A 24,185-nucleotide genomic window follows, 5' to 3' on the forward strand; every position below is an offset into this window, starting at 1 on the left:
GTGGGGCTATTTGATGAAGAAGCAGGAATTTTTAGACCAATTTATCGCAACCGCAGTAGGGCAGTCTATTCTCGGTCAGGCTCCTAGGGGTGTGTATATTAGAATGAAGCCGTCTTAAAGACGACCATCAATCTGATGGACTGGCAAGACGCCTTTAACATCAAAAATAACCCGTTCGGTCTTGGCAAACCGCGCAACTTTTTTGTCGTAGTTCTTGACAAAACGGTCATGGCCCACAGCAAAAATTACCGCATCATAGGCATTGGTATCGGGTCTGCTGACAATATCACGACCGTACTCTTCCCAGCACTCCTTCGAATTAGCCCATGGGTCATAAACATCCACTTCAGCATTGTGGGCTTCGAGCTCTGTGACCAGTTTTTCCACCTGCGTGTTTCTCACGTCAGGACAATTTTCTTTGAAGGTGTAACCCAATACCAGAATGCGAGAGCCAATGACATGAATACGTTTACCGTTCATCAGGCGAATCACTTTACTGGCGACATAGGCAGACATGCCTTCATTGATCCGACGACCAGAGAGAATCATCTGTGGGTAGTAACCTTTCTGTTCGGCTTTATGGGCAAGATAATAAGGGTCCACACCAATGCAGTGTCCACCCACGAGACCCGGTTGCATTTTGATAAAATTCCACTTAGTTCCAGCAGCTTCAATAACGTCTTTGGTATCAATCCCAAGGCGATCGAAAATCAGTGCCAGCTCATTAATCAGGGCTATATTTACATCCCGCTGAGTATTTTCAATGACTTTAGCCGCTTCTGCTACTTTGATGGAAGACGCTTTATGGGTACCGGCGGTGATGATCAGTTTATAAAGGCCATCAACAAAGTCGGCTACTTCCGGTATTGAACCTGACGTTATTTTCTGAATGGTCGTCACTGTATTAACTTTGTCGCCCGGGTTGATGCGCTCGGGACTGTAACCGGCAAAAAAGTCTTCGTTAAACGTAAGACCCGATACCGCTTCAATTTCAGGAATGGCATCTTCTTCGGTGGCACCCGGATAAACAGTGCTTTCGTAGATGATAATATCGCCTTTTTGAACCACTTCACCCAGCATACGGCTTGCGGCTTTAACCAGTGTCATATCCGGCGTCTTATATTCAGTAACCGGTGTAGGGACAGTGACAATATAGACATTACAATCACGAATATCCGCAAGGGTACTGGTTACTTTCAGATGCTTCGAACCACTCAGCTCTTCTGTGGTTACTTCCAGGGTATGATCAACAAATTCTTTCAGTTCATTAATGCGTTTTTTATTGATATCAAAACCAGTCGTGGCTATTTTTTTTCCAAACTCCACCGCCAGTGGTAATCCAACATAGCCAAGGCCAATAACAGCGATTTTAGTGTCATTATAGTCAAACATAAGTCACTTCTTCTTATAGGTTATCGATAAAATCCCAACAGTTGGGCATCTTTAAAAAATTGCTTGGGGCTATTAATCAGTTTTCGTATTTTCGGATTTCTCTTCATGATGGCCACAATATTTGTCAAAATGCCTTTACCCCATGGATTGTTGTCCAGTAATAATCGATCAACGGCTCGTTTTTTGTCTTTGAGTATTTGCTTTTCCTCATGCAGTCCATAAAGCATATGGGGAGAAGATTTCAGCCAGTCACCTTCATGAGCCAAACAACGCTGTGGAATTTTTTTCGCTTTACATATTACGGCAAATGCAGGGTCAACAGCAAAAGGGTATTCTCCCAGTAGTTGTGTATTCACGCCTTTAAAAAGCTGGGTATGAAAGCCTGATACACCTGTCCCTAACAAGTGACAAGGCTGATCAGTAGTGAGTATTTCTGTAAATTTATAAAAAGCTTTTCGATCTGCCTTAAAACTGGCAACGGCGTCTTTAAAGACAATACCATGATAACCAACGACACACTGCCTTTGCCGTGCTTCTATAGCATTGATCGTTTTTGTCACATAATCAGGAGGATAAACAATGTCATCATCACAAGTGAGGTAGTAACCATTGACTCTTTTCATCCAATGAAATTTACCTTCAGCCCGGCGCCCTCCCTCTTCATCCACAATGCAGATGATTTTATTCTTCAACGGGTGATTTTTTATTTCTACTGGCACGTCCTGGTATTCATTTAAGTAAATAAACAGGTAATCCACCTGGCTAACCAGTGATCGAATACATTCCAACAGAGCCGTTTTTCTTGCTGGATAGGTGGCGATTGCAGCACTGATAGTCGTGTCGTTTGTGGTCAGTGCCACTGGTTTAAGGGTGCTTCCAACCTTTTCTATATCAAAGGCATCAACCAGTAATTCAGGTTTAATCCCTTTGCCGCCGTTGCTTTTTAGTTCAAAAAATATTTCTGCCGGGTTTTCGTAAGTGAAAAAGACAGTACTGATTTCGCCATCTTTTTTTATATCACGGTTTACAAAAACGGTTTTCTGAATATCCTGACCAATCAGTTTTAATGCTGTGTATTGCGCGGTGTTGCTTATGTTGATCCTGCAAAGATAAACAGAATGACTATCACTTTTCAGGGCTACTGGCAGCAGAGCTGTTCCAGGACCGCTATTAGAGGCTGAGTGTTGATCCAATGAGTAAGATCTCCGGCTTGTGAAGGGGACAAAAATTTAAACAGAATCCAGGAGCCTGTCGGACCCCAGTACTTTTTTTAAGGTAACTCCCTGACACCATACGTCCAGTGCCTAACGACCAGGCATCCGGCAAATGCCAGCGCAAGTTCACCCATTCTTTTATCCACGGGGTCACGTCGTGTCATATGAGGGTTCCAGATCTAAGTCCCTGTTTTCTTTGGAACGCCTGCGCTACCCGGTAAAGGTTAAAGAACGCTACCGCCCTCCAAATCAAGTCTTTCTACTTATATTTAGCCAGAAGACATCGCACTTATTGAAACAGCGTCAGTGAAAAACCCAACAATCCACCACCAGCCATTACGCAGTTAGACACTGATCGGCAACCAGGCTGGCCGTAAAATATCCAAGTTTGTCAGAAAATTTGCGTACCAACATAACATAAAAACACAACAAAAAAAGTATAAATGCGTAAAAATAAAAGTAATTAGACGTATAAAATTTAATAAAACTGATATATATCAACAGAATAAAGAATACAACAAACATCTATCCTTACATTTGTGTAAAAAATAATCACTTTTATATTGTCGTATAATTAATAGAGAAAATGCGCTAAACCTTACCTCTATTGCCCCTGGCCAAATGCCATAACAGGTATGACAAACTGGACATCAGAGTAAGGCGAAATGACGGCAGAGGTGCGTGCTGAAGACAAGAATCGCCTGCTTCAGTGCGTCGACCCTGGCGAAACGAGCGGGAAAAATCCTGTCTATGGCCCTCAGCACGCCTACGTTATCAGGGGCGATAGTTCAGACTTTTGATTAGCGTTTTCCAAACCATAGGTTTAAACTGATGGACGGGCCATCGGCCTTAATCGCATTAAAAAGCAGCCCAGTTTATCAGGAGTTGCCCCATGCAAGTAGTACAGATTCGTCGCATAATGTGTCATACCGCCTTAATAGCCTCCCTGTCAACCAGCCTGGCACTGGCCGGCAGTCCTCCGATCCACAGTCCATGGAACAGCGGCGCAAACCACTCCCCACAAACCCCGGCAATGGCCAGGCCCCTGTGGGCCTATCTCTCCGATCAGCCGTCGAGCAAAATAATCCAGTGCTCGGTGGATCCAACCTCGGGGATGTTCTCAAACTGCAGTGACTCGGGTGCGACCGGACTCTCAACGCCTTCTGGTGTCGTGTTCAATCGGGCTGGAACTCGTGCTTTCGTGCTAAATTATTGGCACGCCAAAGCCGAAGCGATCCAGTGCACGGTGAATCCAACCTCCGGGAAGTTCTCAAACTGCGGCGATACCCACGCCACGGGACTCAGCGGGCCTGGCAGCGTGACCTTGAATCACAACGGAACCTGGGCTTTCATAGTGAACATCCGGGGCCACAATATCACTCGATGCGCAGTGGACCCAACCTCGGGGGCGTTCTCAAACTGCGTTGACGCAGGCGTAAAGGACCTCAAAAAACCTGATAGCCTGACGCTCAATCCTAAAGGAACCCAACTCTTTATTGCCGACTGGCAAACTAACAAGGTGACCCAGTGCAAAGTCGATCCAACCACCGGGAAATTATCAAACTGCGCGGGCACTGGAGCGACCGAAGTCAATAAACCTTACGGCATAGCCTTAAACCCCAACGGAACCCGAGCCTTCATGGTGAATTATTCAAAGTCAAACAACCAGGTGATCCAGTGTACGGTGGACCCAACCTCGGGGAAATTCTCTCAGTGCGGCAACACTGGCGCGAACAATCTCAGAAGCGCCCATGGCATTGTCTTGAATGCCGCCGGGACGCGGGCTTTCACGCTAACCGAAACTAAATCCGGTAAGGGAGTCGTAGCCACGTGCGCGGTCAACCCATCTACCGGGGCCTTCTCAAACTGCCAGGAGGTAGGTGCCACCAAGATTTTGTGGCCTGGCGGTATCACACTCAGTCCAACCGGCGCCTGACGTTTGCTTGGTGACCCGGAAAGTAACAAAGTGATCCAGTACAAGTCGAGAACCAACCGCTGGAAATTATCGGGTTGTACTGACACAGGCGCGCAGCCAATCCATTCTCGAAGGCATTTTTCCATTACCAGGCTTCAGAGACAGTAGCCACAGGCTTACACTCACCGATGGGCCATTGGTCTCAATCCCATCAAAGCAACCCGGTTTATCAGGAGTTGTCCCATGCAGTTATTAAATATTCGTCGTATAATGTGTCATGCCGCCTTAATAACATCCCTGTCAACGAGCCTGGCACTGGCCGGTAGTCCTCCAGTCCAGACCCCATGGAACACTGGTGCAAACCATTCCCCACAACCCCCGGCAATGGCCAAGACCCTGTGGGCCTACATCCCCGATCAACCGTCAAGCAAAGTGATCCAGTGCACGGTTAATCCAACCTCGGGGACGTTCTCGCACTGCATTGACGCAGGGGCGACCGGACTCTCAACGCCTTCTGGTGTAACGTTCAATCGGGCCGGAACTCGTGCGTTCGTGATAAATTATGGGCACGCCAAAGCCGAAGCAATCCAGTGCACGGTGAATCCAACCTCCGGGACGTTCTCGAACTGCAGCGATACACACGCCAAAGGACTCAACGGGCCTGACAGTTTGATCTTTAATCACAACGAAACCCGGGCTTTCATAACGAACATCGGCGGCCACAATGTCACTCAATGCACAGTGGACCCAACTTCGGGGATGTTCTCAAGCTGCGTTAATGCAGGCGTAGGCGGTCTCAAAACACCTGCTGGCCTGACGCTCAATGCAACCGGAACCCGACTCTTTATTGCCGACTGGTATGCTAAAAAGGTTATCCAGTGTAAAGTCGATCCAACCACCGGGAAATTATCAAGCTGCGCCAGAACAGGGGCGACCAGGCTCATTTCACCTAACCACATAATCTTAAATCCCGACGGAACCCGAGCCTTCGTGGTGAATTATTCAAAGTCAAACAACCAGGTGATCCAGTGTACGGTGGACCCAACCTCGGGGAAGTTCTCCCACTGCAGTGACACAGGCGCGAACAATCTCAACAGACCTCATGGTATGGTCTTGAATGCCGCCGGGACGCGAGCCTTCATACTCGTCAACATTGATGATGAAGGTGAGAGGGCAAACGTGGCCACATGCGCGGTCAATCCATCCACAGGGGCGTTCTCGCACTGCAAACAAACAGGTGCCACCAAGATCCTGTTGCCTGGCAGTGTCACACTCAGTCCAACCAACGCCTGACGCTTTCTTGCCGACCCGGACATTAACAAAGTGAACCAGCGCAAGTCGATCCAGCCACCTGAAAGTTATCAGGCGCCACCCATTTTGGTCATTAAACCTGAATGCCATTACCGGGCTTCAGAGTCAGTAACCAGGGCTTTTGGTGAGTTATTCTTTCGTCACAAACGCAGGCTGGCGCAAACAAGCGCTACTATACATACAACCATCACTTTGGTCACTCCTGCGAAGATGGGAGTCCATTTTCTGGTAGATTCCCGCCTTCGCGGGAATGACGACTGTATGGGTATTAGCGCTTAACAGCACTAGCCGACGGGCCATGGGGTTCAATCGCGTCAAAAAGCAACCCAGTTTGTCAGGAGTTGTTCCATGCAGTTATTAAATATTCGTCGTATAATGTGTCATACTTTTTTAGTCGTATACCTGTCAACGAGCCTGGCTCTGGCCGCTAGCTCACCCATCCAGACCCCATGGAACACTGGCGCAAACCATTCCCCACAAACCCCGGCGATGGCCAGGACCCTGTGGGCCTACATCTCCGATCAGCCGTCGAGCAAAATAATCCAGTGCACGGCTGATCCAACCTCGGGGACGTTCTCGCACTGCAGTGACGCAGGGGCGACCGGACTCTCATCGCCTACTGGTATCGCGCTCAATCGGGCCGGAACTCGGGCTTTCGTGGTAAATTATGGGAAGCACGCCAAAGCCAAAGCGGTTCAGTGCACGGTGAACCCAACCTCCGGGAAGTTCTCGAACTGCAGCGATACACACGCCAAAGGACTCAACGGGCCTGGCAGTTTGATCTTTAATCACAACGAAACCCGGGTTTTTATAACGAACAGCGGGGGCCACAGTGTGATTCAATGCGCGGTGGACCCAACCTCGGGGACGTTCTCAAGCTGCGCTAATGCAGGCTTGGACGGTATCAAAACACCTGAGGGGCTGACGCTCAATCCAACCGGAACCCGACTCTTTATTACCGACTGGTATCGTAAAAAGATTACCCAGTGTAAAGTCGATCCAACCACCGGGAAAGTATCGAGCTGCGCCAGCACAGGGGCGACCAGGATCATTTCACCCAACGGCATAGTCTTAAATTCCGACGGAACCCGAGCCTTCGTGGTGAATTATTCATACTCAAAAAACCAGGTGATCCAGTGTACGGTGGACCCAACCTCGGGGAAGTTCTCCCACTGCAGTGACACAGGCGCGAACAGTCTCAAAAACCCTCATAGTATGGTCTTGAATGCCGCCGGGACGCGAGCCTTCATGCTAGTCGACATTCATTACGGTGAGAAGGAAAACGTGGCCACATGCGCGGTCAATCCATCCACGGGGGCGTTCTCGAACTGCAAACAAACGGGTGCCACCAAGCTCCTGTTGCCTGGCGGTATCACACTCAGCCCAACCGGCGCCTGAGGCTTGCTTGCCGACCCGGACATTGACAAAGTGAGCCAGCGCAAGTCGATCCAGCCACCTGAAAGTTATCAGGCGCCACCCATTTTGGTCATTAAACCTGAATGCCATTACCGGGCTTCAGAGTCAGTAACCAGGGCTTTTGGTGAGTTATTCTGTCGTCACAAACGCAGGCTGGCGCAAACAAGCGTTACTATACATACAACCATCACTTTGGTCACTCCTGCGAAGATGGGAGTCCATTCTCTGGTAGATTCCCGCCTTCGCGGGAATGACGACTGTATGGGTATTAGCGCTTAACAGCACTAGCCGACGGGCCATTGGTGTCAATCCCATCAAAGCAGCCCGATTTATCAGGAGTTTTTCCATGCAGTTATTAAATATTCGTCGTATAATGTGTCATACTTTTTTAGTCGTATACCTGTCAACGAGCCTGGCTCTGGCCGCTAGCTCACCCATCCAGACCCCATGGAGCACTGGCGTAAACCATTTCACACAAACCCCGGCGATGAGCCGACCACTGCGAGCCTACATTGTCAATGTCGTCAGTAATGCCCAGCACGCCAGTGGCAAAGTGATTCAGTGTACGGTGGACCCCACCTCGGGGACCTTCTCAAACTGCGCTGATACGGGCGCGCGCGGTTTACATGGGCCATACGGAATTACATTCAATCACGCCGGAACCCAGGCTTACGTGGCGAGTGGTAGTTTCTATGGCATAGTGTTCCAGTGCACGGTGGACCGAAGCTCAGGGCAGCTCACGAAATGCGGCGACGTAAATGCTCAGGGGGTCAGCACCCCTACCGGTATGGCCTTAACTCCCAACGGAAACCAGATGTTCATGGGCGATATGTGGGACAATAAGATGAAACGATGCGCGGTGGACGAAGCCAGAAAGAGGTGGTGGAACTGCGCCGACCTGAACGTACCGGACATCAGGGAGCCTCGGGACGTGACGCTCAATTCAGCAGGAACCCGACTCTTTATTGTCGACTCGTTAACTAACAAGATGACCCGGTGTACGGTGGAACCCACCTCAGGGGCATTGTCGGACTGCACCAGCGACGCGGGCGCCACAGGACTTACCGCGCCTTACAGCATAATCCTCAATGCCGCCGGAACCCGAGCCTTTATGGCGAATTATGGCAGCAACAAAGTGATCCAGTGCGCGGTGGAACCCACCTCCGGGACCTTCTCAAACTGCACCGACACAGGCGCGCAAAAACTCAATAAACCTTCCTGCGTGGTCTTCAACCCCGCCGGGACACTGGCCTTTGTCACCAACTATGGGAACAACACAGTCACCAGGTGCGCGCTCAACCCATCCTCGGGGGCGTTTTCCCATTGCCAGGATGCGGGTGCCACCCAATTAAAACTTCCGACGTATATCCGTTTCCAGCCGTAATACTCACGCCACTATCAATCAAACCGTCAAAATGGTTATTAAACCTGAATGTCATTACCGGGCTCCAGAGACAGTAGCCAAGGTTCACGCTCACCCATGGGCCATTGGTGTCAATCGCGTCAAAAAGTAATCCGGTTTATCAGGAGTTGTCCTATGAAGGTATTAAATTTTTGTCGTATAACGTGTAATACTGTCTTAGTCGTATACCTGTCAATGAGCCTGGCACTGGCGGGTAACCCACCGGTTCAGAATACCGGGAATAATGCTAAAGAAAATGCCACACAGACGCAGACAGTGGCTCCGCCCTTGCGCGCCTTTATCGTGAATAATGACTTAAATAACAACGGCAAAGTCATCCAGTGCGCCATTGATCCAACCTCGGAGACGTTCTCCAACTGCAGCGATACGGGCGCGACGAAACTCAATTCGCCTGGCAGCATAGCCCTGAATGCCGACGGAACCCAAGCCTTCGTGGTGAATTATTTAAACAATACATTGATCCAGTGCGCAGTGAACCCAGGCTCGGGGGAATTCTCACACTGCAGCGATACCAGCGCTACAAAACTCAACGGGGCCAGCGGTATGACACTGAATCTGCTGGGAACCCGGATTTTCGTGGCGAACACATGGAGCCACAATGTGATTGAATGCGCAATTGATCCGGCCTCGGGGGAATTCTCGAACTGCGATGATGCCGGCGTAACAGGCCTCAAGGCGCCTTGTGATCTGACGCTCAACCCAACGGAAACCCGAATTTTTATTGCCGATTTGAACGATAACAAGGTGGTCCAGTGTTCGGTGGAGCCAACCTCGGGGAAACTCTCCAATTGCGGCGACACAGGCGCGACGGGGCTTGACGCGCCTTCCAGCATCGCCTTGAATCCCGACGGAACACGCGCCTTTATCGTCAATGGCACCTTGCATGGCAAAGTGATCCAGTGCGCGGTGGATCAAGCCTCGGGGATGTTCTCCAACTGCAGTGACACAGGCGCGAATAAACTCGATGTACCCACCAGCATGACGCTGAACGCTGCCGGGACGCGAGCTTTCATCGCCGACAATAAGGCTGACAATGTGATCGGGTGCAAGGTCAATCCATCTACGGGAGCGTTTTCCAACTGCCAGGACACAGGCGCCACCAAAATACATGTTCCGTGGTATATCCGTATCCAGTCATAACTGAAATGGCCCCAAAAATAAGACAGTGGTGTAATATGCTGACCCCGGAACGGTTTAATCAAACCACTTGAGCCTGACGAACTCTGGTTCAGCGCTTAACTGACCACTGGGGTTGTTTGATTGTTGAGAGCCACTTCAAGTCCAATGGACTTTGAGCAACAGCAGTCGGAAAGAAATATCTTAATCAGGTATTTTTTTACTTGACCACTACAATTCATTTTTCAATTCTGTAAAGATACAACATTATCTTTCTATACGACACTGTTCTTACCGGTAAAACCGCTATGGATGCTAAAAACCTTGTTACTCAGGCTGACTCAGAAGGGTTTGCTTTTGATTCACTGGAATCTGTTCGCAACAAGTTATTGGATTTAACCAGTAGAAATACCTTGTTAAATTATCGGCATCCGACAGCAAGCTGTGTCAGGGTAATTGAAAGCTGTCCAGATCATACGGCACAAACGCTAATAGATGACAAAACACTCACCTTCGAGCCTATACCAGAACCGACAGAAGAAAAGTTAATCGAAGCGGGTTATTGTGAGTTGGACGCAGAAACAGGCCAACAAATCGTTAGCGGTTTCCCCACAGCAGAGCAGTGGGCAAAACACCTCGGCCATAACACCCCTTATGAATTGTCTGATACTACCAATAGCAATAATACTTTACAAACCTTACGTTACTCGTCAAAGCTGGAAGCAGTACTTGGGAAACTGCGCAGCAAGGCCAGAACAGCGATTGAGGAGAGCGGTGCCAATATTCTGTATCTGGGGATAGGTTTTTTAGAATGGTATGAAAGCAGGGATTCTGACAAAAAGAGACTGGCTCCCTTATTTACTATCCCCGTTAAACTGGAGCGTTCAAATCATACTGGAAGGAAGAATACTTATTGCTACACTTTGTCGATAAAAGACGATGGTATTTTGACCAATCTATCCTTGAAAGAAAAGCTCAAACATGATTTTGGATTGATCCTTCCAGAGATTGACGAAGATACAATCCCATCTGTTTATTTTGACACTATCCAAAACGCCTTACTCAATCAACAACCTTCCTGGCGCATTAAGAAATATATTTCCCTTACCCTTTTGAATTTCACCAAGCAGGCCATGTATCTGGATCTTGATCCCTCAAACTGGCCTGCTGGTGCCAGTATTAAAGACCATCCCATTATTGCTGAGTTCTTCAGCTCAACAGGAAAGGAAGGTGTTGACATCCTCCTCCAGCTAGGTCGCTGTAGGATTCCCATTACTGGGGCGTTACTTTCTTGCGAGTTTACGCAGGTTTCTGCTTCCACGTTACAGCCACAAGGGACTTACATTAACTCCACAGACTTTACTTTCCCTTTGCCCGAGGGTAGGCCTTAAACGACACAAAGGATATTAGCAGAATGTTAGACGAAATTCACCTCCCGCCTAGTTCGGCGGGAGTACTCTTTCGATTCTGGATAGCGGTTCTGCTTCCTACGAAACTGAGCATCCCATCGACACGGTAGATGATATACACAAACACTTTCCCCTGGTGTTTGATGCCGACAGCTCCCAGCATAGTGCGATTGATCATAACCGGATATTGTTGAATGTTCGTGTCCTCTGATACCAGTCGGCTTTTCTAATTACGGTATAAATCTCGGCTTAGCCTTATAAAGCAAGATTTTTTCAGAGTTAGAAGAGTCAATTGGTATGACTCACATTAGCCATTCATTTTTTGGTCATGGCTGACTTCCCCAAAAAAAAGAAGTCAGCCGTTGTTTTGACCTTTTAACAGCGTTACAGGGTTAATACCACGGCAGCGCTCATGGCCACCTGATACACCACCTGCATAATATCACTGGTGTACTGCATGGTTTTCTCATCAGCCTGAGGCATCACCAGAATTTCATCACCAGGGTTCACCGTGTACTTTTCCAGACTGTTGCCACTAAACCATCCATCTTTGTGCTCAACACGGGTCATAGTGCCGTCTGTGTGCCGCACCAGAATACGGGACTGATCGGCTTTCTGGGAGTAGCCACCGGCGCTGTTGACGTAATCATTGATGGTTTTGCCATCGCTGAAGACCATGGCATTAGGAAACATGACTTCACCATACACGTGAACCAGCACCGTATTATTGGGAATTACAATACGGTCTTTGTCTTGTAGTATGACATCCATACGGGCACTGCTTTGGCCGAGTAATACCTGACCACGGGGCTGTACTTTTCGGGCACGTTCCACAAACTGTAAAATAGCTTCAGCATCAGTTTGTCGCAATTTGGCTTCACCCACACTTTTACTCCGGGCAGAAAGCGCAGACTGTTCCAGTTGCTGTAAAGAGACATTCAACATGGCCTTCTGGCGTTTAGCGACCGCTTCGCGGAACAGCTGCATAGCGTCCATATTGGAATTGGGTGTTGGCTCAAGGCGCGCCATCAGGTCTTTAATCGTGCTACCGTAAGGCAAAATGTACACAGCCTGACCATTATGCTCACCTTCTACGGAGACACTGATGGTGCCGGGCATTTTATCGGCTACGACAGCCACTTCATCGCCATTTTGAAGATAAATGCTAGGGATCCGCGTTAAAGGCAGGTAGTCAACACTGCTCTTTTTGGTCTGATTACGGGTAATGCGCACATGGGTAGCCTCCGGCATCAGGCCCACCATATCCAGCGCCTCTTTCAGGGCAAGGCGCTTACCGGTGAACTCGATTTGCACCGGGTTTTCCACCAGCCCGGAAAATACGGCTGTACTCTGGCGGGCATTCACCACCAACGTATCACCATCCACCAGTTGCACCTGAGCAATGCGACCTGTCAGCAAAAAGTCGTATAAATTAAACGTGGCACGGACTTTTCCGTTGCGCTTGAGGGTAACATTGAGATAACTGCCAGACTCAGGACGAATCCCCCCCGCCTTAGCCAGAAAAGCCAGTATGGAGTCCGATGAAAAACCACCGTATAAACCGGGTGAAGCAACAAAGCCCGTAACAAACAGCTTCACCGGCTCAGCGGCATTGAGGCTGGCATAGAGGTTGACATTGTTCTGGTAAACAGTGCGCACCTTTTTCTCAATAACACTGTTCAAATCTTTATTGGCCACACCCTGCAACCGCACCGGGCCTACCTGTGGAATAAAGACATTGCCCTGGGCATCCACCGTCAAGTTAACGGCCACTTCGTAGGCACCCCACATCTGTAAGGTAATTTTATCACCAATGGACAGCCGGTATTGTGGGTTAAACCCCTTGAATTGTGCCTCACGGAAACCACTGAACAGGTTTTGACCAAACACAGTGTGCTGTTGCGCGCTTGTGACTAACTCAGGGCCAGTATTTTCAGTATTTTCTTCGGGTATGGTGTCCTGGGCAAAGGCCACAGATACCATCATGCTCCAAACCACAATCAGGGCAGCAGTTAACTGGCCGGTAGCTTTCTTCATTTGTTGTAACATTTGACTATACGACATCATTTTTTTGGTATTAATCCCGGTGTTCACGAACCGTAGCGCGCATCATTCGCACCAGGGCAAAGACCATCAGCAGTACTAACAGAATATTGGTCAGGGTGTATACGACACTGGGATACTTGGCATCCTCTGCCAGCTGCGGGCTGCTCACCACCACCAGCTGCTTGATCTTCCGGCTGGCTTCAGTTCGCGCGGTCTCCAGCGCAGCCAACGTGGCAGAGTACATCTGAGTGGCCAGATCCAGATCCAGTTGCAGGGATTGCTGCGTGGCCACCAGGTCATTGATTGCCGTACCGTCTTTACCGGTCAGACGCGCTTTTTCACGCTCGATCTGATTTTTCAAAGCAGCAATCCGTTGCTTAAGGGTGACAATCTGCGCGGCATCCTCATTCAAATAAGAAGACTGGGTCTGTAACTCTGTCTGCCTTTGCACCAACTCAGCCTGGAGCTCGTTCATAATACCGCTCAGGGCAGCCCCTTGCTCAGTGGCGCTAAGCAGGCCATTGGCACTTTGAAAAGCCAGCAGCTTTGTCGTGGTATCCCGCAGACGTTGCTCAGCCAGGCTCACTTCTTTTTGCACAAACCCCTGCTGCTCATTGGCCAGCTTGTGGCTGATCTCGTTCACGAAGGCTTCGCTGCGCTCAAGAATCAACTGGGTTAACTGCCGGGTGTACTCTGGCTCAAACCCCTGTACCTCCAACGTTAACAAGCCATTTTCCTGATTAAACAGTATCTCAATGTGGTCACGGTAATACGCGAGAAAGTCTTCATAACTGGCACCAGGGCTTAAGCGGGACAACCAATCTGGCCCATTACTGTAATGCTCACGGACATTCAGCTTGCTGTCCAGGTAGCTCAGCATATCGGGTGACTGGACAAATGCCTCAACAATCCGCTGGTCATTGTCTATCTGAGGCATGACGCCCAACAGGCTGAGGCCAGACACAGAGGAGCTACCGTCGTTTTTCTCCACCATAAAGCTGGCTTCTGAAACATAGCGGTCGGAGGCAATAAACATAAAGTACACCGCGCAAACCAGCCAGGGCGCAACCACCATGCCTAAAAACCAGCGGCCCACCTGTCTGTAAAGCAGGTGCTTTCTGGCCAGCTTTGTCCAGCGGTGTTGCCTGAGCCTGTCTACCCGGGAACCGGGGCTGTTGGCAGGCACCCCCCGAAAGCGCAGGTTACGTTTAATTTTTTGCGATGCGCGCGCGTCCGTTGCTGGCGGCTCGGGCGTCGCCTCTTTTTTTTTCGGCGACTGAGCTACCGATTGAGTCTTGATCATTATGGGTCCAGTTATTCCTATAGCTAAAAATTGTTATCACTAAAAAGCCGCTAATCAAAAGGTCTGTTTTTCTGTCGCTATCGTGGGTTTCTCACACAGCGTTATAAGCAGCTATAGCATCATCAATACTATGATGGACGTGTATTTTCCCGTCTTTGATAAAGATGCCAATATCGCACTGTCGCTTCAGCTCATTCAGGTTATGGGAAACAAACAAAAAGTTCGCGCGGCTTTTCTTCTCATTGAACACGGCATTGCACTTTTGCTTAAAGCGCCTGTCGCCCACAGAAGTCAGCTCATCAATCAGGTAATAGTCAAAGTCAAAAGCCATACTGACAGCAAAGGAGAACTTGGAGCGCATACCGGAAGAATAGGTTTTTAACGGCATTTCAAAGGCCTCACCAATTTCTGAAAACGCCTTGATAAACGTCAGCTTTTCCTTCACTTCAGCAGCGCTTTTACCGTATACCCGACAAATAAACTCGGCATTCTCCCGTCCGGTCATACTCCCCTGATAACCGGATAACCCCAGGGGCCACGACACATTACCGGGAATACGAATTCTCCCCTTATTGGGGAAATCAACACCCGCCAACAGGTTCATCAAGGTAGACTTACCACTGCCATTGGCACCAAATACGCCAATGTTTTTATTACCGGGCAGGTTCAGGGTGACATCCTTTAAGATGTAATGCTTACCCTGGGGCGTGGGGAAGTACTTGGTGACATTGTCAAAAATAATCATACTGTCAGCATCTTCCGCCAGTTAGCCCGATACGCCAACATCCCCAGGGTAATAGCCACCAACGTACAAGCCATCAAATAATCCATACTGACCAGTGACGTGTTGTAATGGGGTGAGAAACATGAGCGAAATAACTCAAACGCGTGAAGTAGAGGGTTCCACAGGAGCAAAGGCTGCACAGAGGGAGGTATGTCATTAATGGAGAAAAATGTACCGGAGATAAAAAATAATGGCCGCAGTAGCATGGGAATAAATTTCCCCATTTCACGGTACAGAGTATTAAACACCGCGAAGACCAGTCCGCAGCCAAAGCTAAAAAGACTCAATAGCGCAAACACCCATAAAAACTTCAGGGAATTCACCACAGTGACGTGATAACCCAGCCACCAGGCCCCTGTGATAATGACGACCACCACCACAAAGGTAATCACCATTTCCATCAAAAATCGACACACAAAGGCGTCAAATACCCGTACCTGACGATAAATAAACAAATTCCGGTTGGCAGTGACGGCGCCCATGCACTGGCTGATAACTTTTCTAAAGTAAAAGAACATGGCTATACCCGTGGCCAGAAATACCGGCAACACTAACCCACCAATCACAGCTATCCCACGGAAATAGTAAAGCCCCATAAACACCGAGATGGACATCAATGGTTCCAGCAATGCCCAGACGATACCAAGGCGGTACTGGCCAAAGCGGGTTTTCAGCTCACGGGCAAGCAATGCGTGGAGCACCGCCTTTTGTATTTGCCAGGGCGTTCGTTGCAGCATGGTTGTCATTGTCGTTTTATCAACCCCCCAAAAAAACCAAGGTGGTAAGGGAAAACAGCGCGTGGAAAAATACTGAACTGTAATCCCAGTTTTAATAAAAGGACACTTTATCCCAGACTTACAGTAAAAAACATCCGTAGAGTGAAAGTGATACCGTGTTTTTCCGTAATAGTCCCGGGAGCATTCACCACTTTTTATGCGCGGTAACCACCGATAACAACTGCCTGTTTTTTGCTTTTCACAAAAGCTCATGAACGGCATCCAAGGCACTATTCAATGAAAAAAGGCACCTGAAACTGCCCTGCAAATACCACAACACCTGTCCATCGTTCCTTTCTTTTACTTAGCCGATATTGACCTATACTTTCTGCCGATAGTCTTGAATTAAAAGGTTAACCTGACCCCGTTAACGCAAAAACATCATCAGAACCTCAGAACTCAGAAACTGTTCAAGACCTTTTGTGAACAGCTTCTAGGAGCCTGACCGAGAATAGCGCCCGTAGCGAGGATTACGAGAAATTGAGGATAAAAATTTCTGCTTCTGAGGATAATAGTGGGGCTATTTGACGAAGAAGCAGGAATTTTTAGACCCATTTATCGCAACCGCAGTAGGGTAGTCTATTCTCCGACAGGCTCCTAGGAGCCTGTCGGACTTATGCTTTCGAGCATAAAATTCAGTAGGGCGGGTCAGAATTTTCGATCAATTTGTGCGAATAGTTGACTTATTTAAGCAAATTGATCGGAAATTCTGGCCGCACTTTCTCGCGCTTTCTCGCGCTTTCTGGATTTCAGGCCGAAATTATCTTAAGTCCGACAGGCTCCTGGCAAACCCTATGTTTTTATGTACACGCATGCTCAGCCTGAGCTGCCTTTTCACACTGGAGTTATCATTATGGGATTCAATCAAAAAGCAAAGGTAGCCACCTTGCTGCTTATTTGCGTAACATTATTTGGTTGCTCTACCGGTGGCGGATTAAAACGCTGGCAAAAATGTGCCATCGGGGGTGCAGCTATTGGTGGCGGTGTCGGTGGTATTATTGGATCCAACAATAGAACTGCCGGTGCCCTGACCGGTGCTGTCGGAGGCGCCTTGCTTAGCGGGTTAATTTGCGCCTTTACGGGTGATGAGACAGTACCCCCTGCCCCTCGCGCTACGACCAATACAGACAATACAAACAATACGGCCAAAAAAGACACGTTAGTGGTCGTTGAACCCGTGGTAGTCCCCGTGCCTGTGGCAGAAAAGCTTGGCACTGTGCATTTTAAAACCGGCTGTGACGCACTCGATGCCAAAGCCAAACACATTCTTCAGGATCTGGCTGGCAAGGCAAAAGCAAATAACATTCTTGATTTAACGGTGGCGGGTTTCACCGACAACACCGGTGAAAGCAAAGGGTATGATAACCTGGCACTGTCCAAACGCCGGGCAGAATCAGTAATAAAATACCTGGAGTCCCTCGGTGTCTCCGTCAAGCGGGTAGATGATGAGGCCGGTGGGGTGATTCAGCAGGGTAATGACACGGAAAAAGGCCGGGCAGAAAACCGCAAGGCTGATATTTTCGGCACCCTGGCAAAAGAAAAGCCTGAAGGGCATTAAGGGCTGCTCGCATCAACACGCAAACCCGGCAAAACCGGGTGCTGCCAAGTAAGAGGCGGTTGTCCAGAAAAGCTCTTACTTTCAGACGACTGTGGCCACATGGGCAGCAGTTCTGGTTTTGCCTCTCAATCAGTATGCCTAAAGCCTTTATCTTTGCGCCAGAGTTTGCTGACAGCGCGCTTTAGCCCGGATATTTCATAAACATGCTCCTGGCCTTGCTTGCTCCTTGCGGCTCTAAGGGCAGTTTATGAAATATCCGGGTTAGCAACACGATGTTTAAAACGGCATCTCAGAGTTTTTCAGTGAAACGGCATAGACATAACAGCTTTCAGTTTAAACAATTCACCATTGAGCAGAGTGACTGCGCCATGAAAGTCACCACTGATGCCTGCCTGCTGGGTTCTATCACTCCGGTAGAAAAGGTCGGGAACGTACTCGATATAGGGGCCGGCACCGGACTACTAAGCCTGATGGTAGCTCAACGCTGTGATGCGGATATCCTGGCTGTTGAACTCGATACCGCCGCCAGTGAGCAGGCTACCCGCAACTTTCTCCAAAGTCCGTGGTCAGAACGACTACAGGTTATCAATAGCGCGATCCAAACCATTGTACAGTCCTCAATCACCACGTTTGAGCGAATTATCTGTAATCCGCCTTTTTTTGAGAACTGTCTCTTAGCCCGTGAACAAAAACGGGCTCAGGCACGCCATACTGACACACTCAGCTTTCGATCCCTCGCCCATGCTATTGCGACACTGCTGAGTCAGGATGGTCAAGCCTGGGTAATGCTGCCGGTGAATTTTAGTGGTGTATTTAACCAGCAGGTACTGGAACACGGTCTATTTCTGACACAAACAATTGACGTGCGCTCATCCAGCGAGCGCCAGCCTCACCGGCATATTTTAGTGATTGAGCACACAGAAAAACCCCTGATAAAAAAAATGATTGCACTGTACGACAAGCACCCCACATACAGTGCCGCATTTACTGAATTAATGAAGCCTTACTATCTATTTTTATCGTAACAGGAAACCCCGTCGTTTATAGGAGCCTGTCGGACTTAAGACAATTTCGGCTTAAAATCCAGAAAGTGCGAGAAAGTGCGAGAAAGTGCGGCCAGGCTGTTAAAAGCAGGCCCGATACACGGAAAACCCATCCTTTGTCAACATGGTTTCACAAACACCAAAAGTACTCACAATAATGGGTTCATAACGTAAAAAACTATTAGCAACAACGCGAAGTTCTCCACCGCGGTTCAAGTGCTTTTTGGACTGAGCTAAAAACTGTTCAGTGACATCGTAGTGAGTTTTTACCCCTTGGTGAAAAGGTGGGTTAGAGACTATCAGGTCAAAAGTGCCTTTCACTGCCTGCAACCCATCGCTGGGCAATACCTCAACGTTGTTCAGGCCATTTTCAAACAGGGTTCTCTCACTGCTCGCCAAAGCTAAAGCATCACTGTCGACCAGGGTAAAATGAGATTCTGGCTGTAACTGTCCTAACGCCGCGCTGATGATGCCGGCACCACAGCCAAAATCCAGTATACGCCGCGCAGAAAACTGGCCAAAGGTTTCGAGCAATACCGCTGTCCCTTTATCTAAACGACCATGACTAAATACACCGGGGAGCGAATAACTGTTAAACGTTTTTCCACCAGCGCGCACTGGGTAATGCTGCCAGTAACTGTCCCGCTGGAAAACAGGCACCACTTCCTGTTGCCCGGAGGCTTCGAGCAAACCACAGTGGCGGGCACTATCAAGGGATACCACGTCAGGGAAATGTCGCATCAGCCTTTTACGCCATGACTTAATCCCTTCATTATTCTCACCCACCAGCCATACACGGGCATCAGGCGCGAGTATCGTCACGACATAATCCAGCCAAAAATCCATCAAAGGTTTACTTTTTTTCAGAAAGATAAGCACACCATCAAAAGGCTTTTCTTGTTTGGCAGTTAAATCAGTCCCATACACCAGACGCTGACGTCTTCCATTCCTTCCCCATACAGGGCACAGGCGATAGTAGGCGGCATAATCAGGTGTCAACCCTATAACCTCTCTGGCACAACCCTGCTCTAATAGCGCTGTCCCGAGGGCATCCACGGGTGGGGCCAATACCAATAACCGCCGGGCCTGAATCACCTCGCTGTTGCGAAGTATGAGCTGAGACGGGTTAGAGAAAACATGAGTAGTCATAGGTGCAGGCAGACTCCATTGAGGGAAAACCAGGCGCTGTTGACATAAAAACGCAGACTAGGAGCCTGACCGAGAATAAACTGCCCTACTGCGGTTGCGATAAATGGGTCTAAAAATTCCTGCTTTTTCGCCAAATAGCCCCGCTATTCTCCTCATAAGCAGAAATTTTTATCCTCAATTTCTCGCAATCCTCGCTACGGGCGCTATTCTCGGTCAGGCTCCTAGCCCTTATACTCGAATCCCTTGCCGAAGAAAAGCCCGTCATCACTCACAATCCGGGATACTGAAAGGCATGTACCTTCTGGCCGCGCTTTCTCGCGCTTTCTGGATTTTAGGCCGAAATTGTCTTAAGTCCGACAGGCTCCTAGGCTTTATCCGGGATTGCCTGTTTATCACACCATTACGTAAAGAAAGCATAACTACCGATTTACAATAACTACCGAGGCTTTTAGCATTGCCGCATACAAAAGACTTACGTTGTCTAAATAAGCCCTGATGCATAGCGATGATCGGTGAAAAATCGCTGATAACCCAGTATTCTCTCTGCCGTGGACCACTAGTGACTATGAAAAAAAAGACGATTATTGTTGGCATTGCCGGGGCTTCCGCTTCTGGCAAGAGCCTGCTGGCCGAAACGCTGATTAAAGAGCTACAGTCCGAGCATGTATGTGTCATCTCGGAAGATGCCTATTATAAGGATCAAACAGCCCTGAGCATGGAACAACGGATACGGACTAATTATGACCATCCCGAATCCATGGACCATGATCTGCTCCTTGACCATATGCAAGCGCTAAAGGCAGGCCAGACGGTCAATGTGCCAATCTATGATTACAGCGTACATAACCGCGCCAGTAAGACGCGCAAGGCCCACCCGGCCCGCGTGATTCTGATCGAGGGTATTTTGCTATTCACCCGCCCACAACTGCGCGACACGTTTGACCTGCGCTTCTTTATGGACACACCACTGGATATCTGCCTGATTCGCCGGATAAAGCGAGACACCCTCAGCCGTGGCCGCGATGTTGAGTCGGTCATCAACCAATACCTTGACACCGTTCGCCCTATGTATCTTCAATTTATCGAACCATCGCGCCAGCATGCGGATCTGATTATTCCCCATGGTGGCAAAAACAGAATTGCGATTGATTTAATCAAAACCAAAATTGAGGGTTTGATCAATTAACCATCTAACCATCACGCTTTTTCAGTGGCGCGCACATTTTTGACCCCACTCCCGTCATCGCCTGGCGCGCTCAATCAAAAGCCCGGTTGCCCCCCCGCCCCTAATTCAGTATGATCAACCGGTATAAGCGTCATTAGCTCTGTGCATTTTTCTGACAGACGCTTTCAGGTTTTCACGCTTTCCTGTCTGTTGCTTGTACACCCCTTGTCATTACAGCGAGCCTTCCTTTTCCATGGGTTAGCCTTAGCTGTGACTGGCTGAAATAAATGCTTGTGAGAGTGTACGATACCGTTATGCGCGTTGAAGCCGATATTAAGCTAGGTTTTAAAGATGTTCTATTTAAACCGAAACGCTCAACATTGAAAAGCCGCTCCCAGGTCAGCCTGGAGCGCGCTTTCTCCTTTATTCACACACAGACCCAATGGACAGGTATCCCCGTCATTGCTGCCAATATGGATACTGTTGGTACCTTCTCCATGGCACTGGCGCTGGCTGAGCACAAGATGCTTACTGCCATTCACAAGCACTACACGACTGACGAGTGGAAAGCTTTTCTGGCTAGTGCGCCAGAAGGTATTGAAGAGCGCATCATGGTCAGCTGTGGCACTTCTGAAGGCGATTTTGACAAGCTCAATCAGATTCTGGACATCAATAACAAACTTCGTTTCATCTGCATTGATGTCGCCAATGGGTACTCTGAAAACTTTGTCCAATATGTAGCCAAAGTCCGTCGCCACCACCCATCCAAGGTAATCATGGCCGGTAACGTCGTCACCGGTGAGATGGTAGAAGAGCTTATTCTTAAAGGTGCCGATATTGTTAAAGTAGGCATTGGCCCCGGTTCTGTCTGTACTACCCGCGTAAAAACCGGTGTGGGCTACCCGCAACTGTCTGCTGTCGTCGAGTGTGCCGACGCTGCCCACGGTATTGGCGGTCAAATTGTGTCTGATGGCGGCTGCACCTGCGCTGGCGATGTATCCAAAGCCTTCGGTGGCGGCGCTGACTTCGTGATGATAGGTGGCATGTTTGCGGGTCATGACGAAGCCGGTGGCGAAACCGTTGAAGAAAATGGCAAAAAATTCCGGCTGTTCTACGGTATGAGTTCTGAAACGGCTATGGGCAAACATTCCGGGGGGATGGCCAATTACCGCGCCTCTGAAGGAAAAACGGTTAAAGTACCCTACCATGGCCCAGTCACGGAAACCGTGCAAGATATTCTCGGGGGCGTGCGCTCAACCTGCACTTATGTCGGTGCCGCCACACTGAAAGAACTCACCAAACGCACAACATTTATCCGGGTGCAAGAGCAGGAAAACAGAATATTCAGCTAAAGATTCACAGAGAATGACTCCTCAATCTCACGCTTGGCGTGGGAATGAGGCCAAACCTGGATGGCTTCACTGACGACATCACAAACCCGCTGCTTTTACAGACCTTATAGCGGTATTCAAGCACAAGGAGCCTGTCGGACTTAAGACAATTTCGGCCTAAAATCTAGAAAGCGCGAGAAAGCGCGAGAAAGCGCGAGAAAGCGCGGCCAGGACTTCCGATTAATTTGCTTAAACAGGTCAACTATTCGCGCAAATTGATCGAAAATTCTGACTCGCCCTACTGAATTTTATGCTCGAAAGCATAAGTCCGACAGGCTCCAAGCATCTTCGTCATTGACGCTTTAAAATCTACTGAGAGTATTTTTGATATTCTATCTCTTGCCGCTTTGCTTTCTTAACTATCGATAGCTATATTTTAAGCGCGTGATGTCGTCTGTCATTGTTTTATATCGGAGTCCGGTATGAAAAAAACACCTCTTCAGTTTAGCCTTCTCGCGCTGATGCTTTGGGCAACCTCAAGTGCCTACGCCGCTTCGTGCCAGGAAGATTTTAATTCAATAGCCAAGACAATCAAGTATGATAAGCTCATACTAACGAAAAATCAGTTTGAAGTTATTTCGATTTCCGGTCATCCCAGAACCGGTGCGGATGGGTCATGTGACGCACATGGAATCGCTAGACAGGATTTTTTTCGGGGTTATTTATATTCTAATGTTAAAGTGTCTTGGAAGATGGGTAAATGGAGATCTACAATTGTCGCCCACTTTCGTCACTCAAGCTGTCTCGCTCCCAGGTTCCGCGAGGGTGTCGCGAAAGAGGTATAAATAGGCCATCCCCTTCACTTTCGTCATCCCTGCAACGTCAAAACGCCACGGCTGGCATGGATTCCTGCCTTCGCAGGAATGACGAAATAAACACAAACAGTCGTATTTAACCGACACCTTCGGAACGTGGGAACGAGATTAATGGTGGTTTGAGCACATCGAACTCACGTTATTTTATCTCTTGCCGCTTTGCTTTCTTAACTATCGATAGCTATATTTTAATCCCATGACGTCGTCTGTCATTGTTTTATATCGGAGTCCGGTATGAAAAAAACACGTCTTCAGTTTAGCCTTCTTGCGCTGATGCTTTGGGCAGCCTCGAGTGCCTTCGCAGCTTCGTGTCAGGAAGATTTTAATTCAATAGCTAAGGCTATCCAACATGATCATGGCATACTAACGACAAACGGCGTTAATGTTTATTCGGTTTCCGGCCATCCCTGGGTCCGCGACCATGGTTCGTGTGGCGCATATGGAAAGACTAGAATTCGTCTGGGTATGCATTTTAAATTCTATAATGTCAACGTGTTTTGGAAGATGGGTAAATGGGAACCTACAGTTGTCGCCCATTTACGGCACGGCTAGAACTTTATTTATTGGAATAGTAAAGTTTTTTTGATGATTGGTAACTGTAGAGATAAAATCGTCGTCTATTTTTATTATCGGGATGATTTTCTGACACCACTTCAACGTCAATGATGGCGATATCATGCCGTCGTCCAACTGATTCTGTTGTTTGGTTTTTTCTTATATTTTCTCTCTTGAGAAAAATGGTGCCTGTAAGTTTTGCATTATGCATCTCATCACTTTGGATTATCAGACTTGATGTAATAAAAAGTCACTGCCATATTCCCCTATTCCAACTACCATTCTATAGTCGTTGACGCTTCCAAGCCTAGGAGCCTGACCGAGAATAGCGCCCGTAGCGAGGATTACGAGAAATTGAGGATAAAAATTTCTGCTTCTGAGGATAATAGTGGGGCTATTTGACG

At 48.5% G+C, this 24,185-nt stretch carries 19 protein-coding genes; 11 read left to right on the forward strand and 8 right to left on the reverse strand.

What is annotated here, in order from left to right; genetic code table 11:
• Positions 1 to 114: 114 nt before the first annotated feature.
• Together V4C51_RS11800 and V4C51_RS11805 are read right to left on the reverse strand one after the other, a co-directional pair.
• Entirely contained in the window at positions 115 to 1,392 is a 1,278-nt protein-coding gene (locus V4C51_RS11800) for a nucleotide sugar dehydrogenase (RefSeq protein ID WP_330926369.1), read from the reverse strand.
• A gap of 20 nt (positions 1,393 to 1,412) precedes the next feature.
• Positions 1,413 to 2,585 (reverse strand): glycosyltransferase, encoded by a 1,173-nt coding sequence (locus tag V4C51_RS11805; protein ID WP_330926370.1) that lies wholly within the window; start codon positions 2,583 to 2,585, stop codon positions 1,413 to 1,415.
• Positions 2,586 to 3,498: 913 nt separating this feature from the next.
• Between V4C51_RS11805 and V4C51_RS11810 the strand changes: the two genes are divergently transcribed.
• From V4C51_RS11810 to V4C51_RS11820, 3 genes are all read left to right on the forward strand, one after another.
• Positions 3,499 to 4,542 carry a lactonase family protein gene (locus tag V4C51_RS11810; protein ID WP_330926371.1) on the forward strand — a complete coding sequence of 348 codons (1,044 nt, stop codon included), beginning with the start codon at positions 3,499 to 3,501 and terminating at the stop codon, positions 4,540 to 4,542.
• A 222-nt stretch (positions 4,543 to 4,764) separates the two neighbouring features.
• Complete coding sequence (locus V4C51_RS11815) at positions 4,765 to 5,814, forward strand: YncE family protein (RefSeq protein WP_330926372.1); 1,050 nt, start codon at positions 4,765 to 4,767, stop codon at positions 5,812 to 5,814.
• 366 nt (positions 5,815 to 6,180) lie between these two features.
• The gene (locus tag V4C51_RS11820; RefSeq protein ID WP_330926373.1) at positions 6,181 to 7,230 is read left to right on the forward strand and encodes a YncE family protein; all 1,050 of its coding nucleotides are present in this window, start codon (positions 6,181 to 6,183) and stop codon (positions 7,228 to 7,230) included.
• 147 nt (positions 7,231 to 7,377) lie between these two features.
• Here the strand turns inward: V4C51_RS11820 and V4C51_RS11825 are convergent, their stop codons facing one another.
• Positions 7,378 to 7,548 carry a hypothetical protein gene (locus V4C51_RS11825; protein WP_330926374.1) on the reverse strand — a complete coding sequence of 57 codons (171 nt, stop codon included), beginning with the start codon at positions 7,546 to 7,548 and terminating at the stop codon, positions 7,378 to 7,380.
• Between the two features lie 46 nt (positions 7,549 to 7,594).
• Here V4C51_RS11825 and V4C51_RS11830 point away from each other — a divergent pair, with 46 nt between their 5' ends.
• From V4C51_RS11830 to V4C51_RS11840, 3 genes are all read left to right on the forward strand, one after another.
• On the forward strand, positions 7,595 to 8,632 hold the full coding sequence (locus tag V4C51_RS11830) for a beta-propeller fold lactonase family protein (protein WP_330926375.1): 1,038 nt from the start codon (positions 7,595 to 7,597) through the stop codon (positions 8,630 to 8,632).
• A gap of 153 nt (positions 8,633 to 8,785) precedes the next feature.
• On the forward strand, positions 8,786 to 9,811 hold the full coding sequence (locus V4C51_RS11835) for a beta-propeller fold lactonase family protein (protein ID WP_330926376.1): 1,026 nt from the start codon (positions 8,786 to 8,788) through the stop codon (positions 9,809 to 9,811).
• A gap of 284 nt (positions 9,812 to 10,095) precedes the next feature.
• Positions 10,096 to 11,178 (forward strand): DUF4011 domain-containing protein, encoded by a 1,083-nt coding sequence (locus V4C51_RS11840; protein ID WP_330926377.1) that lies wholly within the window; start codon positions 10,096 to 10,098, stop codon positions 11,176 to 11,178.
• Between the two features lie 402 nt (positions 11,179 to 11,580).
• Here V4C51_RS11840 and V4C51_RS11845 read toward each other — a convergent pair whose 3' ends face one another.
• From V4C51_RS11845 to V4C51_RS11860, 4 genes are all read right to left on the reverse strand, one after another.
• Positions 11,581 to 13,263, reverse strand: coding sequence for a polysaccharide biosynthesis/export family protein (locus V4C51_RS11845; protein WP_330926378.1), 1,683 nt, complete (start codon positions 13,261 to 13,263; stop codon positions 11,581 to 11,583).
• 10 nt (positions 13,264 to 13,273) lie between these two features.
• The gene (locus V4C51_RS11850; protein WP_330926379.1) at positions 13,274 to 14,545 is read right to left on the reverse strand and encodes a KpsE/RkpR family capsule polysaccharide export protein; all 1,272 of its coding nucleotides are present in this window, start codon (positions 14,543 to 14,545) and stop codon (positions 13,274 to 13,276) included.
• Between the two features lie 91 nt (positions 14,546 to 14,636).
• Positions 14,637 to 15,290, reverse strand: a complete 654-nt coding sequence (locus V4C51_RS11855) for an ABC transporter ATP-binding protein (RefSeq protein WP_330926380.1) — start codon at positions 15,288 to 15,290, stop codon at positions 14,637 to 14,639.
• Entirely contained in the window at positions 15,287 to 16,075 is a 789-nt protein-coding gene (locus tag V4C51_RS11860) for an ABC transporter permease (RefSeq protein WP_330926381.1), read from the reverse strand. The genes V4C51_RS11855 and V4C51_RS11860 overlap by 4 nt, the downstream gene beginning before the upstream one ends.
• 883 nt (positions 16,076 to 16,958) lie before the next feature.
• Between V4C51_RS11860 and V4C51_RS11865 the strand changes: the two genes are divergently transcribed.
• Both V4C51_RS11865 and V4C51_RS11870 read left to right on the forward strand, forming a co-directional pair.
• Positions 16,959 to 17,663 carry an OmpA family protein gene (locus V4C51_RS11865; protein WP_330926382.1) on the forward strand — a complete coding sequence of 235 codons (705 nt, stop codon included), beginning with the start codon at positions 16,959 to 16,961 and terminating at the stop codon, positions 17,661 to 17,663.
• Positions 17,664 to 17,917: 254 nt separating this feature from the next.
• Positions 17,918 to 18,688 carry a tRNA1(Val) (adenine(37)-N6)-methyltransferase gene (locus tag V4C51_RS11870; protein WP_330926387.1) on the forward strand — a complete coding sequence of 257 codons (771 nt, stop codon included), beginning with the start codon at positions 17,918 to 17,920 and terminating at the stop codon, positions 18,686 to 18,688.
• A 99-nt stretch (positions 18,689 to 18,787) separates the two neighbouring features.
• Here the strand turns inward: V4C51_RS11870 and V4C51_RS11875 are convergent, their stop codons facing one another.
• A complete protein-coding gene (locus V4C51_RS11875) occupies positions 18,788 to 19,855 on the reverse strand; it encodes a class I SAM-dependent methyltransferase (RefSeq protein ID WP_330926383.1) in 1,068 nt (355 codons plus the stop codon).
• 565 nt (positions 19,856 to 20,420) lie between these two features.
• Here V4C51_RS11875 and udk point away from each other — a divergent pair.
• The 3 genes from udk (at position 20,421) to V4C51_RS11890 (ending at position 23,778) form a co-directional block, all read left to right on the forward strand.
• A complete protein-coding gene (gene udk / locus V4C51_RS11880; RefSeq protein ID WP_330926384.1) occupies positions 20,421 to 21,041 on the forward strand; it encodes a uridine kinase in 621 nt (206 codons plus the stop codon).
• Between the two features lie 266 nt (positions 21,042 to 21,307).
• The gene (locus V4C51_RS11885; RefSeq protein WP_330926385.1) at positions 21,308 to 22,372 is read left to right on the forward strand and encodes a GMP reductase; all 1,065 of its coding nucleotides are present in this window, start codon (positions 21,308 to 21,310) and stop codon (positions 22,370 to 22,372) included.
• A gap of 1,088 nt (positions 22,373 to 23,460) precedes the next feature.
• Entirely contained in the window at positions 23,461 to 23,778 is a 318-nt protein-coding gene (locus V4C51_RS11890; RefSeq protein ID WP_330926386.1) for a hypothetical protein, read from the forward strand.
• Positions 23,779 to 24,185 lie beyond the last annotated feature (407 nt).

Origin of the sequence: Candidatus Sororendozoicomonas aggregata, assembly GCF_031528575.1 — a bacterium.
Lineage (GTDB): Bacteria > Pseudomonadota > Gammaproteobacteria > Pseudomonadales > Endozoicomonadaceae > Endonucleibacter > Endonucleibacter aggregata.